This is a genomic window from Aeromonas sp. 2692-1, assembly GCF_013085505.1.
Classification (GTDB): Bacteria; Pseudomonadota; Gammaproteobacteria; order Enterobacterales; family Aeromonadaceae; genus Aeromonas; species Aeromonas hydrophila.
Map to the genome: position 1 here is coordinate 810293 of NZ_CP038513.1, position 15463 is coordinate 825755.

Annotated in this window: 15 protein-coding genes; 9 read left to right on the plus strand and 6 right to left on the minus strand. The window is 62.2% G+C overall.

The window, feature by feature from the left end; genetic code table 11:
• The first annotated feature begins 2 nt into the window (after nucleotides 1–2).
• Nucleotides 3–1628, plus strand: a complete 1626-nt coding sequence (locus E5E97_RS04015; protein ID WP_171279899.1) for a hypothetical protein — start codon at nucleotides 3–5, stop codon at nucleotides 1626–1628.
• A 26-nt stretch (nucleotides 1629–1654) separates the two neighbouring features.
• Nucleotides 1655–2341 (plus strand): fimbria/pilus periplasmic chaperone, encoded by a 687-nt coding sequence (locus tag E5E97_RS04020; protein ID WP_171281194.1) that lies wholly within the window; start codon nucleotides 1655–1657, stop codon nucleotides 2339–2341.
• Between the two features lie 45 nt (nucleotides 2342–2386).
• On the opposite strand, the gene leuE is transcribed toward E5E97_RS04020, so the two are convergent.
• Entirely contained in the window at nucleotides 2387–3025 is a 639-nt protein-coding gene (gene leuE, locus E5E97_RS04025) for a leucine efflux protein LeuE (protein ID WP_044798721.1), read from the minus strand.
• A gap of 275 nt (nucleotides 3026–3300) precedes the next feature.
• On the opposite strand from leuE, the gene E5E97_RS04030 reads away from it, so the two are divergent.
• Nucleotides 3301–4536: an MFS transporter gene (locus E5E97_RS04030; RefSeq protein WP_171279900.1), complete on the plus strand. Its 1236-nt coding sequence runs from the start codon at nucleotides 3301–3303 to the stop codon at nucleotides 4534–4536.
• 168 nt (nucleotides 4537–4704) lie between these two features.
• Here E5E97_RS04030 and E5E97_RS04035 read toward each other — a convergent pair whose 3' ends face one another.
• Complete coding sequence (locus E5E97_RS04035; RefSeq protein ID WP_171281195.1) at nucleotides 4705–5889, minus strand: NAD(P)/FAD-dependent oxidoreductase; 1185 nt, start codon at nucleotides 5887–5889, stop codon at nucleotides 4705–4707.
• 161 nt (nucleotides 5890–6050) lie between these two features.
• On the minus strand, nucleotides 6051–6575 hold the full coding sequence (ftnA, locus tag E5E97_RS04040; protein ID WP_016348910.1) for a non-heme ferritin: 525 nt from the start codon (nucleotides 6573–6575) through the stop codon (nucleotides 6051–6053).
• 209 nt (nucleotides 6576–6784) lie between these two features.
• Here ftnA and E5E97_RS04045 point away from each other — a divergent pair, with 209 nt between their 5' ends.
• Nucleotides 6785–8575, plus strand: a complete 1791-nt coding sequence (locus E5E97_RS04045) for a GGDEF domain-containing protein (RefSeq protein ID WP_065474977.1) — start codon at nucleotides 6785–6787, stop codon at nucleotides 8573–8575.
• Nucleotides 8576–8592: 17 nt separating this feature from the next.
• Here E5E97_RS04045 and fabV read toward each other — a convergent pair whose 3' ends face one another.
• Nucleotides 8593–9780 (minus strand): enoyl-ACP reductase FabV, encoded by a 1188-nt coding sequence (gene fabV, locus E5E97_RS04050; RefSeq protein WP_044798716.1) that lies wholly within the window; start codon nucleotides 9778–9780, stop codon nucleotides 8593–8595.
• 466 nt (nucleotides 9781–10246) lie between these two features.
• Here fabV and E5E97_RS04055 point away from each other — a divergent pair, with 466 nt between their 5' ends.
• Nucleotides 10247–10681, plus strand: coding sequence for a universal stress protein (locus tag E5E97_RS04055; protein WP_171279901.1), 435 nt, complete (start codon nucleotides 10247–10249; stop codon nucleotides 10679–10681).
• 191 nt (nucleotides 10682–10872) lie between these two features.
• A complete protein-coding gene (trpS, locus tag E5E97_RS04060) occupies nucleotides 10873–11886 on the plus strand; it encodes a tryptophan--tRNA ligase (RefSeq protein ID WP_171279902.1) in 1014 nt (337 codons plus the stop codon).
• On the opposite strand, the gene E5E97_RS04065 is transcribed toward trpS, so the two are convergent.
• Nucleotides 11865–12839 carry a LysR family transcriptional regulator gene (locus E5E97_RS04065; RefSeq protein WP_011704088.1) on the minus strand — a complete coding sequence of 325 codons (975 nt, stop codon included), beginning with the start codon at nucleotides 12837–12839 and terminating at the stop codon, nucleotides 11865–11867. The genes trpS and E5E97_RS04065 overlap by 22 nt on opposite strands.
• A gap of 91 nt (nucleotides 12840–12930) precedes the next feature.
• On the opposite strand from E5E97_RS04065, the gene E5E97_RS04070 reads away from it, so the two are divergent.
• Nucleotides 12931–13830 carry a DMT family transporter gene (locus E5E97_RS04070; protein WP_016348905.1) on the plus strand — a complete coding sequence of 300 codons (900 nt, stop codon included), beginning with the start codon at nucleotides 12931–12933 and terminating at the stop codon, nucleotides 13828–13830.
• Nucleotides 13815–13976, plus strand: coding sequence for a hypothetical protein (locus E5E97_RS04075; protein WP_016348904.1), 162 nt, complete (start codon nucleotides 13815–13817; stop codon nucleotides 13974–13976). Before E5E97_RS04070 ends, E5E97_RS04075 begins: the two co-directional genes overlap by 16 nt.
• A gap of 123 nt (nucleotides 13977–14099) precedes the next feature.
• On the opposite strand, the gene E5E97_RS04080 is transcribed toward E5E97_RS04075, so the two are convergent.
• Nucleotides 14100–14558: a DUF6314 family protein gene (locus tag E5E97_RS04080; protein ID WP_118880085.1), complete on the minus strand. Its 459-nt coding sequence runs from the start codon at nucleotides 14556–14558 to the stop codon at nucleotides 14100–14102.
• A gap of 43 nt (nucleotides 14559–14601) precedes the next feature.
• Here E5E97_RS04080 and E5E97_RS04085 point away from each other — a divergent pair, with 43 nt between their 5' ends.
• Nucleotides 14602–15456: a carboxylate/amino acid/amine transporter gene (locus tag E5E97_RS04085; protein WP_118880084.1), complete on the plus strand. Its 855-nt coding sequence runs from the start codon at nucleotides 14602–14604 to the stop codon at nucleotides 15454–15456.
• Nucleotides 15457–15463: the final 7 nt, after the last annotated feature.

Here is a 15463-nt window from a genome sequence, read left to right on the forward strand (position 1 = left end):
GCATGAAAATGACGAAAATAGTTATCTCGGCCTGCTTTATCGGCGGCATGCTCGCCAGTGCCGGCACCCAGGCCGCCGTCTCCAAGACCGTCTGGGGCGATGCGCCGCTACGCAATTTTCTGTTTATCGAAAACCAGGAAGACAGCAACCTGTTTGTCGCCCCGACCGATGCCCTCGATCCCCGCCTCAGCGGAGCCAACGCCTGGACCTCCCTCAAGGGCACCCGCCAGGTCAGCCTGGCCTATGTCGACAACGGCTATAACACCGACATCAACAACTGGAACGTCGACATGTGGGAAGAGGGGCCCATCAACCAGCCCTACATCAACCAGCGCTGCATCATGAGCTACACCCGCTGCGATCCCAACACGGCCGAGGCTGTCAACAAACCTGCCGTCGTCGATGGCAAGGGCTTCTACGGCCTGCTGGGCGCGGCAGCGGGTTGGGGCCATGCCAAGCTGAGTGCCAGTTTCTTCGACTACCTGAGAAGCATGCCGGTCGGCAGCAAACTGCTGCGTGAAATGAACCTGTGCGCCACCTTGGTCAGCTTCAACGCAGCTACAGGGGCGCGCTGCAAGGATCAGGCAAGTGGCTACTGGTATGTTCGCAAGATTGAACACAAGAAGGCGGGTCATATCAAGTTCACCCAGACCAACGCCATCAGCGAAGTGACCGTCGACAGCAACGGCAATCCCTATGTATTGCCGGGCTCCCGCGGCTGCGAGAACTATGTGCTGAATAACGTCAGCGGGGTGTTGTGCCGCTTCCTCGATTACTCCTTCATCGAAGATGGCAGCCAGACCTTCGACCCCATCTATCTGTTTACCAATATCAAGGATGCAGGCCTCAAGTCAGCCATCTCGGCCACCGATGTGCAAGTCACCGCCAACATGACCAACTGGGCCTGGAATGGCTATGACTACACGGCTCGCTACCTAAAGAACCAGCAATCCGTCTCCCTGTTTCTTTCGGGCAACTTCTTCAAGCAGGTCGTACGGCTGGGTTTGCAGGATCGGCTGACCCGGGATCTGATCAACTTCAATATGCGCAATGCTCACGCCCCCGAGAGTGGCTATTACGAGTTCAGCGGCACCACGGAAATCATCATCAAGCCACGCCACTTCAGCGTTTCCATCCTCTCGTCCGAAGGGATCACCAATCCCTATCGTGAGGGACAAATCGGCAAGGATGTGCTGTCGTTCCAATACAATATCTCGGACAGCGGCCCCGTCTCGGCCGACGTGCTGGAGATGAGCCTGGCCCAGGACAAGGGAACTCCTTATCAGGGGTACTGCACCTTCTACCCGGCCGATAGCCAGGAACCTGAGAGTGCCGTGCCCATCCCCGCCAGGCTGGTGTTCGACTCCACCCGCTATGGTGCCAACTACCGCCATCCGATCGGCTGTGACCGGGTGCCGGTCAATATCAGGACACTCGCCATCAAAGACAGTCAACCGGCTCACAATTGGATAGATCCCAACGGGAACCCGGGTATTACCCGCTTCTATCTGCTCAAGCTGGACTTTGATCTGACCGATCCAAGGGCGGCACAAACCACGGAGGGCAGCATGTGGGAAGGAGAACGGCACCAGAGCGGCACCCTGACCATCAAGGGCAGCTGGCGTTAGCAATCAACATGGATCTCAGGACAATGATGAAAAACCTGGCGCGCAGTTTGACTCTGCTGACGGCTCTGCTGCTTGCCGGCCCCCAGGCATGGGCCATCGACATAGGCCCCATGACAGCCATCATGGAGCACGATGAAGAGTTCATCTCCCGCACCGTCACCAACAACGCCAGCACACCCAAGCTCTACGAGCTGGCGGCGTATCGCATCACCAGTCCGACAGCGGACGAGGCCATTCTACCCATGGCCCCTGGCGAACTGCTGTTCGCCCCCAAGCGGTTTGTGTTGCATCCGGACCAGCGGAAACACGTCAAACTCTATTACAAGGGGCCAGGCGATAGGCAGGAGCGCTACTACCGGGTCGTTTTCACCGAGGTGCCGGTGGCACAGGCCGGCATACCCGATAACGCAGGCAAACGCAGTGCGGTCGAAATGACCATAGCGCTGCAATCCATTCTGGTGGTGAGGCCCCGCCAGGAACGGTTCGAATATCGTCTCGATCAGGTGGCGGGCAGCATCACCAATACCGGCAACAGCTTCTTTGAGTTCATGGTGAAACAGGGGTGTGACCAGCCGGACAGCATGGCAGACAACAAATATCTGCTGCCCGGCGAGACCTATCGCAATCCCAAGATCAGCCAGTCTGGCAATCAGAAGCTGATCGTGCATCAATCCCGTTTTGTACGGGTTGGCAAGGATTGCTGGCCAGACTAGACGCCCGGCACCGGGCGTCCATGGCTTGGCAGGCCCGCAGGCCGGTCAGGACGACAGGGTCGCCAGACGGGCGGCGAAGCCCATAAAGAAGAGACCGATCAGGCCATTGCCGAGTTTGGCGAGGCGTACCTTGCGCGCGAAGAAGCGGGCCATCAGGGTGCCGCCGAAGATCAACAGGGTCAGATAGACGAAGCTCATAGCCTCCAGCATGCTCGCCAGCACCAGGTAGGAGACCCAGGTGTGGGCGTAGTTGAAGTCGACAAACTGCACGAAGAAGGAGACGTAGAACAGGATCGCCTTGGGGTTGGTGAGGCTCAAGGTGAGCGCCTTGGAGAAGTAGCGCTCGCCGTGCTCGACCACGGACGCCTGCCCTTCCCGCCTGGCGATGAAGTTGGCGTGCAGGATCTTCACCCCGAGATAGAGCAGATAGAGGGCCCCCAGGTAGCGCACCAGGGTAAACAGCAAGGGGGTGGTACGAATGAGGGAGGCGATGCCCAGATAAGCGCAGAAGATCAGGATGGCGTCGCCGACGAAGACCCCGAGGGCCGCCTGGTAGCCGGGGCCGACGCCGCGGCTCGCCCCGGTGCGCAGCACATAAATCGAGTTGGGCCCCGGCGCTATGATGATGAAGAAGAGCCCGACCAGATAAGTCCAGACATTGATAACCCCCAGACTCTCAAACATGGCGCGCCCCTCTGGACCTGGAAAACAGCCCGCTCAAACAGGTCCAGACATTGATGACTCCCAGGCTTTCGAACATGTTCCCTCCATGGCGGGTGGTAACCCGGATAACACAGCGACGGCTTTCTATACTAATCCGCCGCCCGCCGAGCACAAGTGCCGATCCGTGATCGCTCGCCCCATTCTCTCACGGCACTCTTCCCGCCCCACTTTGTGGTGTCCAGACGCGTCGGGATCAGGCATGTTAAGCCATACCCAGACTCACAGAACCCGCCCTCATGGAAAAGAGCCTCAGTACCGATCAGCCACTCGCCGCCGCTACCGCGCACGACGCCTTGAATCGCACCACCTATCCGGTGATCGCCGCCATCAGCTTCTCGCACCTGTTGAACGACATGATGCAGTCTGTGCTGCTGGCCATCTATCCGCTGCTCAAGCTCGGCCTCAACCTGTCGTTCGCCCAGATCGGCCTCATCACCCTCACCTACCAGTTCACGGGTTCCTTGTTGCAGCCGCTGATCGGCCTCTACACCGACCGCCGGCCCATGCCCTATTCATTGCCGTTCGGCATGGGCTTTACGATGATCGGCTTGCTGTCGTTGTCGCAGGCGGCCAGCTTCGGCGCCGTGCTGCTGTCGGCCATGCTGATCGGCATCGGCTCATCGGTGTTCCACCCGGAATCTTCCCGGGTCGCCCGCATGGCGGCCGGCAGTCAGCCTGGACTGGCCCAATCGCTGTTCCAGATCGGCGGCAATCTGGGATCGGCCATAGGCCCGCTGCTCGCCGCGCTGATCATAGTGCCGCAGGGCCAGGACAGCGCGGCCTGGTTCTCGCTGTTCGCCCTGGTCGGCGTCATCGTGCTCAGCCTGGTCGGGCGCTGGTCCAGCCATCACGCCGCCAACTTCCATAAACGGATGAAGGCGCACCTCGGTCACGGCCTGAGCCGCCGCCAGATCGGCTGGTCGCTGGCCATCCTCGGCCTGCTGATGTTCTCCAAATTCTTCTACATGGCCAGCCTGAGCAGCTATTACACCTTCTACCTGATGGACAAGTTCAGCCTGTCGCTGGACAGCGCCCAGCTCTATCTGTTCGCCTTCCTGTTTGCCGTCGCGGCGGGTACCGTCCTCGGCGGGCCAATTGGCGATCGCATCGGCCGCAAGCGGGTGATCTGGATCTCCATCCTCGGCGTCGCCCCCTTCACCCTGCTGCTGCCCCACGTCGACCTGTTCTGGACCTCGGTGCTCTCGGTCATCATCGGCCTGATCCTGGCCTCGGCCTTCTCCGCCATCCTGGTCTACGCCCAGGAGCTGGTCCCCGGCAAGGTCGGCACCATCTCAGGCCTGTTCTTCGGTTTCGCCTTCGGCATGGGGGGTATAGGGGCGGCCCTGCTGGGCCAGCTGGCCGATGCCACCAGCATCGAAACCGTGTACCAGATCTGCGCCTACCTGCCGCTCATCGGCTTGCTGACCGCGTTCTTGCCGACTCTTAGAAAGGGGGAACGGGCCACCCCGTGAGGGATACCACCCATAAAAAACGCGGCCTGAGCGGCCGCGTCTGAAGTGGATGAGTGCGATGGTTGGTCAGCAGTACTGGCCAGCCACCCAGCCCGATGACCAGGCCCACTGGAAGTTGCCCCCCAAAGGCCGCTATCGCGCTCATCGACGATATAGAAGCAGCCTCTATCAGCAGTACTGGCCGGCTACCCAACCGGAGGACCAGGCCCACTGGAAGTTGTAGCCACCGAGCCAGCCAGTCACGTCCACCACCTCGCCGATGAAGTAGAGACCGGCCACCTTGCGCGCCTCCATGGTCTTGGAGGAGAGATCGTTGGTATCCACCCCCCCCAGGGTCACTTCGGCGGTGCGATAACCCTCGGTGCCGTTGGGCAGGATCTGCCAATCCCCCAGCAGGGTAGCCACGGCCTCCAGCTCCCGCTCGTTGTACTGGCGCATCGGCTTGCTGACCAACTGGCCCAGCTCCACCAGCTTGTCGACGAAGCGCTTGGGCAGCTCGCGCCCCAGCACGGTTTTCAGCTCCTGGGCGGGATGGGCCTGGGCCCACTCCCGGAGGGTGGCGGCGATGTCGAGCTCCGGCAGCAGGTTGATGTGGATCTTCTCCCCCGCCAGCCAGAAGGAGGAGATCTGCAGGATGGCCGGGCCCGAGAGACCGCGATGGGTGAACAGCATGGCCTCCTTGAAACAGGTGCCATCCTCGGCGGTCACCGCCACCGGCAGGCTGACCCCGGCCAGATCGGCGAAGGCCTCTTTCTCGGCCTGATGCAGGGTAAAGGGCACCAGGCCGGCGCGAGTAGGCAGCACCTTGAGGCCGAACTGCTCCGCCAGCTTGAAGCCGTAGGGAGTGGCACCGAGTTTCGGCATGGAGAGGCCGCCGGTGGCCACCACCAGCGAGTGGCAGCTGATCTCCCCCTGACTGGTGGTCAGCACGAAACCGTCATCGGTCTTGCTGACGGTGAGGATCTCGGTCTGGAACTGTAGTGTGACGCCGGCCCAGTCGCACTCGGTCAGCAGGATGTCGACGATCTCCTTGGCGCTCTCGTCACAGAACAGCTGGCCCAGGGTCTTCTCGTGATAGCTCAGGCCGTGCCGGTCCACCAGATCGATGAAATCCTGCTGGGTGTAGCGCGCCAGCGCCGACTTGCAGAAGTGGGGGTTGGCCGAGAGAAAGGCGTGGGGACTGGCCTGATGGTTGGTGAAGTTGCAACGGCCGCCACCGCTGATGAGGATCTTGCGGCCCGGCTTCTTGGCGTTGTCGAGCACCAGCACGGAGCGGCCCCGATAACCGGCCTGGGCCGCACACATCAATCCGGCCGCCCCGGCGCCGATCACCACCACATCAAACTGCTTCATCATCACTCACTCATCAAAAGAAAAACGGCCCTTTTATACGAAGACCGTCATTGTATCCGGCAGCAACCAGCACTGCGGTTTCATGGCTGCCGCAATAGAAAACGGCCCCTCGTTAAGAGGGGCCGTCATTGTACTGGCTGAACACTAAGTGTCCACGACTATCAGGCATTGCCATCCATGATGCTGGCAGGGGCGCCCTTGGCCAGCTCGGCCAGCTCCTTGTCGATGAAGTAGAGACCCTTGCCATCTTCACCCACCAGCGACAGGCGGTCGACGATGCTCTTGAACAGCTTCTCCTCTTCATGCTGCTCGGCCACGTACCACTGCAGGAAGTTGAAGGTGGAGTAGTCCTGGGTGGTGAACGCCACGTGGGCCAGGCCGTTGATGCACTTGGTGATGTGGTATTCGTGCTCGAGGGTGGTGCGGAAGATGTCGCCCAGCGACTTGAACTCGTGGGGAGGGGCATCGATGGCGCCCAGCAGCGGCATGGCACCGGTCTCGCTCACGTAGGTGAACAGGCGCTCCATGTGCTGACGCTCCTCGACGGCGTGCTGGCGCAGGAAGTTGGCCGCCCCCTCGAAGCCCTTGTCCTCGCACCAGGCGCTCATCTGCAGGTAGAGGTTGGAGGAATAGAATTCAAGATTAATCTGCTCGTTCAACTTCTCGATCATGGCTTTGGCCAACATGATGATTCTCCACTGTGATTTGGTCACGATTGTCGCCACAGTTTCGTTATGAAGCAACCAGATACCGCTGCCCAAGCTCTCAGTTGTGACAGCTTTTCGCCTCATCCTATCCCCCATACGGTTATAGAGAAGCAAAGAAACATGGTGTAGGTGGATTCAGCCATTATGATGGCGCCAGTGGTCGGGGAAAGGATTCAATGAGATTCATAATGGCACTGGCGCTGCTCTGGATGACCCAGCTGCAGGCCACTCCCTCCTTGCTGAAAGAGGCTGAACTGCAGGCGGCGCGCGATCCCGTCGGCTATCTGCAACGCCTCGACGCCAACCCGCAGCAGGACATGGAGCAGTTTTACGCCAGAGCCCTGGCCCAGGCCGCGCTGGGGCGCTATCCGCAAGCCCTGCTCGACAACGCCCGTGCCCGCGGGCTGGCCAGTGCCCAGCAGGAGACCCTGCGCCTGCTCGACTTCCGCTTGCAGCAGATCGCCCTCACCCTGGATACCGAAGCGCCGGATCAGGCGCTCACCCTGCTGGAGCAGCTCAAACCCGCCGTCGCCGGCCATCCGCAGCAGACCTCCGAGTGGCACGCCCTGAACGGGCTCGCGCTCTATCGCACCCAGCAGCTCAGTGCGGCGATCGCCGAGCTCAAGACCGCCTTTCGCCTCAAGCAGACGATACCAAACTCCACCATCGCCAGCCTGCAGTGCGCCCGCCTGCTGATGACCCTCGGCAACCTCTATGCCGACCTCAATCTGGCACGGGAGGCCGAAAGCTATTACCTGGAGGCGCTGCAGCGCATGGTGCAGCTGGACGAACCCAACAGCCAGACCATCATCCGGGCCAACATGGCACGGCTCTATATCGATACCGATCGCCCCGCCCAGGCCAGACGGCTGCTGGACAATCTGCTGGCCAACCCAACGCTGGCACCGGACTACCGTGCCATCATCCTCGGCTATCAGGCCATGGCGCTCAATGCCGAGCGCGACTGGGCCGGCGCCCTGCGCGCCCTGGACGAGGCGCAGGCGCTCTATCAGCAACTGGGCTACCCGGAAGCCGGGGTGCGCCTGCTGGAGACCCGGGCCAGGGCACTGCAGGGCAGCGGCGAGAAGCAGCTGGCGCTGCAACTGCTGACCAGCCAGGGGCCTGCCGGTGCCGGCAGCAAGGCCTTGCAGGCCAGCCTGCTGGCGGATCAGGGGCGCTACCCCGAGGCCTACCAGGCGCTCAATGAATACGTGAACGACTACAAGCAGCACTTCAACCAGACCCTGAGCCAGCATGCCGCCGCCTTCCAGGCCGAGATGGATCTGGCCCGCAGCGAGGCCAGCAACCGGGTGCTGCAGCAGGAGAACGAGAACAAGCGCCAACAGCTGCTGCATCAGCAGAGCGCCCGCCACTACCAGCTGGCGCTGGTCGGCCTGCTGGCCAGTGCCCTGCTGCTGCTGGGCGTCACCACCCACCGGCTGCACCGCAGCTCGCGCCACCTCTACAAGCTGGCCACTTTCGATCAGCTGACCGAGCTGCCCAATCGCCGCGCGCTGCTGGAACGGCTGGCTACCCAGTGGCAGCAAGAGGGCCCGCTCACCCTGCTGATCATCGACATAGATCACTTCAAGCAGATCAACGACCGTCATGGCCATCAGGCGGGAGACAGGGCCATTCAGCGGCTGGCGCGGGAGCTGAGATCCTGGGCACCCGACCTGCAACTGGTCGGGCGCTGGGGCGGCGAGGAGTTTCTGGTGGCGGTGCCGCTGCCGGCGGCGGATTGCTGGTATCTGGCAGAGCAGCTACGCCAGCGCATCGGCCAGATCGACAAACCCCGCATGACCATCAGCATCGGGGTAGCCGGCCGTTCGACCGCCGATGACGGGCTGGGCCAGCTTATCCACCGGGCCGACATGGCCATGTATCAGGCCAAGCGCCAGGGCCGCAACCAGACCATCCTGGCCGCTGAGCCGATCAATCAGGAGGAGCCGGAGGCCCTGGCCAGCAGCGTGGCCTGACCCTCAGCCCCCCTGGCTCAGGGCAGCAGCTCGCTGAGCGAGGCCAGATCCACCGGCGCGCCGTAGTCGACGCCCGGCAGCTCGAAGCCGTTGAGCTGCATGAAATCCTGGCGCAGCCCGGCAAAATCCCCCAGCGCGTGGAAGTTGTCCGGCGTCACCTTGGACCAGAGCGCCGAGACGGCGGCCTGAATGGCCGGGTCCAGTTCGTGGTCATCCATCCGGATCAGCCGGTTACCGTCGGCCACCACCCCTTGCGGGCCGTACATCTTGGTGGCAAACAGCCGCTGCATCTGCTCGATGCAGCCCTCGTGCACGCCGCGCTCCTTCATCACCCCCATCAGCAGGCCCAGATAGACCGGCAGCACCGGAATGTAGGCGCTCGCCTTGGTCACCAGCGCCTTGCAGACCGACACCCAGGCGTGGCCGCCAATCTCCGCCAGCTGCAGATTGATGGTCTCGGCGGTGGCGTGCAGGTGCTCCTTGGCATAGCCGATGGTGCCGTCCCGATAGAGGGGGTAGGTGGATTCGGGGCCGATATAGGAGTAGGCCACGGTTTGCGCGCCGGGCGCGAGGCAATCCGCCTGCTGCAGCGCCTGCAACCAGAGCTGCCAGTCCTCGCCGCCCATCACGCTGACGGTGTCGCGGATCTCCTCCGGGGTGGCCGGATCCAGCGACTGCTGCACCAGGGTGTCGTGTTCCAGATCCAGTCCCCAGCCGCTGAATGGCTGGCCGGTGGTCTTGAGCACGGAGCGCACTTGCGTGCCGTCAGGCAACACCCGGATGCCGCTCGCCAGCGAGTAGATCACCAGATCCACCTGCCCCAGCTGCTGGCGGATGGTGTCGATGGCCTGCTGGCGCATCCCGGTGGAGAAGGCATCCCCGATCAGATTGATGGCGATGCGGCCGGCCTGCTCCGCCTCCTTGCGAAACCAGATGTTGTTGTACCAGCCGGCGCTGCCCGGCCCCTTGTCGGAGGGGCCCCGCTCGAACGACACGCCAACGGTGTCGGCCCCGGCCCCGAAGGTCAGAGCGATGCGCGACGCCAGCCCGAAGCCGGACGAGGCACCCAGCACCAACACCCGTTTCGGCCCGTCGAACGGGCCCGCCGCCCGGATCCGCTCGATCTGCTGCAGCACGGCGGCACGGCAGCCGATGGGATGACAGTTGCGGGCGACGCAGCCCTGGATCTGTGGGTGAATGATCATCAAGGAGTCTCCAAGGAATCAATACGATACGCGAAATGACGGTCGCAGACCGGCCCGTATCCAACCGGGATCCGGTGTTCAATGGCCGGCGACGGTCTGCCAAAGGAACTGGCTACAGCATAACCAAGCGAGGCGGGATTACCTTGATGTCGGGCGGAATATCGGCGAGAAGGCGGCAGAAAAACAAAAGGGAGCGCGAGGCTCCCCAAAGCGGTATTCAGATGCTTTTTGTTGTTTTGTGTTCATTGCGAAGCACGGGCACATCCTATGCCTGTCACCGGCCGCGGGCAAGCCGGCGGGTGTGACCTGCTTCAAACTCCTGTTCGATTTATAGCCAGTTTATTGCCTGCCGTCGGCGACAAGCTCCATAAGAAACTCGTTTAAATCCCAAAACTGTGCCGGGGACACCATTTTAGTTTCAGCAGACATTGGTATAGTGGACTCAGGATCAGTGAGGAGAACTCCCATGAATGGAACCTATTACAAACACATACTGGCCGCGATCGACCTGTCGGAAGACAACCGCAAGGTGATCGAGAAGGCGGTCGACCGGGCCCGCTCCAACGGCGCCAAGCTGTCGGTGATCCATGTCGATGTGGACCTCAAGGATCTCTACACCGAGATGATCGATATCGACATCGACAACGTGCAGGATCAGGTGATCGCCGAAGCGAAAAAGAAGCTGGAAGCCTTCCTGGCCTCGGTGGACTACCCCATCGAGAAGAAGCTGGTGATCTGCGGTGATTTGAGCGAGCGAGTCAACCAGGCGGTCAGGGACTATCAGATCGATCTGCTGGTGTGCGGCCACCGCCAGAGCTTCTGGAGCCTGCTCACTTCGAGTGCGCGCCAGCTGATGAATACCGTGCCCTGCGATCTGCTGGTCGTCCCCTTGCAGAAGTGATCAAACAGGCGTAGTTTGATTTGCCATGAATATGACCTCATTCAATCACAACTACTGGTGGTGCTGCTCTTAAACAGGCGGCACTGCTTTTCTATGTAAAATTTTCCAAAGAAAACACCGTGACCGCCGAGAGGCGGTCATTGTTTTCATCCCTTTGTCGCCTCCCGGCTCACCCAACTGGAGAGAGTGACATGTACAACCCCGTTATCCTGACCGGCGACCGTCCCACCGGCAAACTGCACATCGGCCACTACGTAGGCTCGCTGCGCCAGCGCGTCGAAGCCCAGCACCATTACCGCCAGTTCGTGATGATCGCCGATCTGCAGGCGCTGACCGACAATGGCCACAACCCGGCCAAGGTGACCGACCACGTGCTGGAGGTGATGGCCGACTACCTGGCCGCCGGCCTCGACCCGGCCAAGACCACCTTCTGTCTGCAGAGCGCCCTGCCCGCCCTCGCCGAGCTGACGACCTATTACCTCAACCTGGTCAGCGTCGCCCGGCTGGAGCGCAACCCCACCGTCAAGGCGGAGATCCAGCAGAAAGGGTTCGAGCGCAGCCTGCCGGCCGGCTTCCTGATCTACCCGGTCAGCCAGGCCGCCGACATCACCGCCTTTCGTGCCACCCATGTGCCGGTGGGCGAGGATCAGCTGCCGATGCTGGAGCAGACCAACGAGATAGTGCGCCGCTTCAACACTCTTGTTGGCAAAGAGGTGTTGACCGAGTGCCAGCCCATTCTGAGCGACACCGGCCGCCTGCCCGGCATCGACGGCAAGGCCAAGATGTCCAAGTCCCTCGGCAACACCATAGAGCTCGGCATGTCGGCGGAGGAGATCAAGCAGGCAGTGTTCGCCATGTACACCGACCCCAATCACCTCAAGGTGAGCGATCCGGGTCAGGTGGAGGGCAATACGGTGTTCGCCTATCTCGATGCCTTCCACCCCGACAAGGCACTGGTGGCCGAGATGAAGGCCCACTACCAGCGCGGCGGGCTGGGGGACATGCGCTGCAAGCAGGTGCTGAACGACTGCCTGCAGACCCTGCTCGCCCCGATGCGGGCACGGCGCGAGGCGGCCATCGCCGACAAGCGCCAGCTGCTGCGCCTGTTGCAGCAGGGTACCGAGCAGGCGCGCGCCCTGACCGACGAGGTGCTGGCCGAGGTGAAGGGGGCGATGGGGCTCGACTACTTCGCCGGATTGAACTGATCCGCCCCGCGCTGCGCCGGGCTGCCGAGCGCATCCGCGCCGTAGCGCTCGAACGCCAGCCGGTGCAACAACCCCTTGAACCAGCCGATCGCCTCGTCATGGGCGGTGAGCGGGTGGCCCGCCATCAGATAGACGATGGGGATGTCGGGGTCCAGCTGGTGCAGACGCAGCGGATAGTAGCGGCAGAAGTGGCGCCCGATCATCTCGGGCACCACCACCAGATAGCGACCGGTGGCCATCAGCGGCGGCACCGCCATAAAGCTCGGTAATCGGACACCCAGTTCACGCTCCACCCCGAAGCGGGCCAGCCAGAGGTCCACCATGGCCTGGCTATGACCCCAGCTGGAGGTATGGATGTGGGGCCGGCTGACCAGATCGTCCGGCCCCAGCACGTCAGGCAGCTCGCTGCCAAGGGGCGACAGACAGACCAGCGGGTTGTTGAACCAGGGTTCGCGCCACAGCCGGGGCGAGAGGTGGTTGGCATCGGCGAAGCCGATCACCAGATCCAGCTCCCCCTTCTCCAGCTCCCGCTCGTAGTCGCTGTCGGCCAGCTCGCATACCTCCAGCCGGCAGTGCGGGGCATGCCGATGCAGCCGCTCCACCAGCGCCGGCACCAGGCCGTGTTCCACCGAGCCCGGAGTGGCGATGCGAAAGATCCGCCGCGCACTGGCGGGGTCGAACCCCTTGGCCTGCCGCAACCCCTGCTCCAGCATGGCCAGCGCCTGGCGCACCGGGCCGGCCAGCGCCTTGGCGCGTTCGGTCGGCATCATCTCGCGCCGGCTCATCACGAACAGGGGGTCGTCCAGCGCCGTTCGCAGCCGCCCCAGCGCATGGCTGACGGTGGACTGGGAAAGGTGCAGCCGCTCGGCGGCACGGGTGACGTTGCGCTCCTGCATCAGCATGTCGAACACGGTGAGCAGGTTGAGATCGAGGCGGGAAAGGGGCAGTTCCATCGATATTGGCCATGGTTGAATGACGACAATTCATTTTTGGCATAGTAGCAGATTGCATAGAATGCGCAGGCGAATTACATCGGAGATTAAAATGCGTAGCTATCTGTTGTTGCTGGCGATTGGCCTGTTGTGGGGCTCCCAGTTCATTTTCATGCATCAGGCCGTGACCGAATTGCCCCCCATCATGGTGGCAGCGGGTCGCGCCTTGTGTGGCAGCCTGACCCTGGGTCTGCTCTGCCTGTTCATGCGTCTCAAGAGCGAACACACTCCGTGGCGTACCTATATGCTGATCGCCCTGCTCGATGCCACCCTGCCTTTCATCATGGTGGCCTGGGGTCAACAGTATGTGGATAGCGCCATCGCGGCCGTGGTAATGGGTTGTATCCCGTTTGTCACCATCCTGATGGCACCCTTGTTGGTTTCCGGTGAAAAAATCACCAAGGGCGGTCTCGTCTCCGTGGTCATCGGCTTCGTCGGCGTACTGGTGCTGTTCTGGCCGAAACTGGCCAGCGGCATGAATGCCGGCCTGCTCGGCGCCATGGCCATCCTGTTCGGGGCCAGCTGCTTCGCCATCGGGCTGCTGATGATCAAGCGCTTCGCCAAGGACCACCCGGTGGTCGTGGCACGCAACATCCTGATCTCTTCGGCCATCCAGCTGCTGCTGGCCGCGCCGTTCGTCACCGATCTGAGCGCGCTCACCATGCCGAGCCAGCATGCCATCGGCGCCGTCGCGGTGCTCGGGGTGTTCTGTACCGGTCTGGTCTACTTCCTCTACATGGCGCTGATCCAGAAGGCGGGCCCGACCTTCGCCTCCTTCAGCAACTACCTGGTGCCGCTGTTCGGCGTCATGCTGGGTGCCCTGTTCCTCGGCGAGCAGATCCAGTCCACCACCGGCGTGGCACTGGCCCTGATCCTGGGCTCGGTCGCCCTCAACCAGTGGGCTCAGCAGCGCCGCGTCCAGCGGGAGGCTGCCCTATGTCAGGCATCCTGACCACGCTCTGCGGCGGTCTGGTGGTGATCGCCGGCTGGCAGTATCGCCAGCGGCTGATGGGTCTGCTCGGGCTGCTGATGGTGCTGCTGCCCTGGTTCTTCGACAGCAAGCTGCAAGCCATGCTGAGCTATGCGCTGAGTGCCTGACATCCATTTCTGAATGTGTGACGAGAGTGTATCTCTCCTGTTTTTGGGACCGTTTTTCAAAAAAACCTCCGATTTGTCCCTTCTACCGGCGCTCTGCGCCGGTTTTTTTATGCCTGCCGCCCGTCACACCCGATAGCGATAACTCAGCCGCTCGTTCTTGCGCGGACCGGTGATCTGCCAGCCGAGCAGAAAGCCGTCCCCGGTCGGCGTCAGCTCGGCGCTGTAGTGATCCTGACCGCACAGGTGGGGCTCGGCGGTGAGCCAGCGACCATCCGCCTGAGGCAGCAGCTCGAACAGCACCACCGGCTGCTCGTAGCGCAGGTGGGAGAGCAGGATCCCCTGCTCGCTGCGCTGCCACCAGAAGCGGTTGTGCATGGTCAGCACCCGGCCATGGGGCGTGGTGTAGCGACCCAGCTCGGCAAACAGCCAACCCCCATGATGATCGGTCACTGTCACCTCCCCCTCACCACTGCCACACCAGTCGGTGGCGGAGCCTGCCCCGTTGCTCGCGGTAAAGGAAAATGCTCCGATCTGTGGCAACTGGCGCCATAAACGCTGGATCAAGGCTTCCATCTCGGCCATCATAGCCCCCTTAAAAATTGACAACTGACGATAAATCAACCACATGAACTACTTGATAGGGGTTACCCTGCTCTGGTCATTCTCCTTCAGCCTGATCGGGGTCTACCTCGCCGGTCAGGTGGATGCCTACTTCTCGGTACTGACCCGCATCGTGCTCGCCAGCCTGGTGTTTCTGCCTTTTCTCAGACGGCGCTGGCTGCGGCCCGACCTGGTGGCCAAGCTGATGGCCCTCGGCGCTACCCAGCTCGGCATCATGTATCTGTTCTATTACCACTCCTTCCTGCTGCTGACGGTGCCGGAAGTGCTGGTGTTCACCATCTTCACCCCCATCTACGTCACCCTGATCCATGACCTGCTGGAGCGGCGCTTCAAGCCCACCTATCTGTGGGGAGCCTTGCTGGCGGTGCTGGGGGCGGCCGTCATCCGCTTCGACGGGCTGACCGAAAGCTACGTGCTGGGCTTCCTGGTGGTGCAAGGTGCCAACATTTGCTTCGCCATCGGCCAGGTCGGCTACAAGGTATTGCTGGCGCGGGAGAAGGAACAGCCCCCCCAGCTCGCCGTGTTCGGCTGCTTCTATCTGGGCGCCCTGGTCGTGGCCCTGCCCGCCTGGTGGCTGCTGGGCACGCCGCAATACCCCACCAGTACCCTGCAGTGGAGCATTCTGTTGTGGCTGGGGATTGGCGCTTCCGGGCTTGGTTACTTCCTGTGGAACAAGGGGGCGACCCAGGTCAGCAGCGGTGTGCTGGCCATCATGAACAACGCCCTGATCCCGGCGGGTCTGCTGGTCAATCTGCTGCTGTGGGGCAAGGATACCGACCTGCTCAGGCTCACCCTGGGCGGCCTGCTGATGCTGGCCTCCCTCTGGGTATGCCAGCGTCATGAGGTAAGTGAGCGCTGACTAAAAA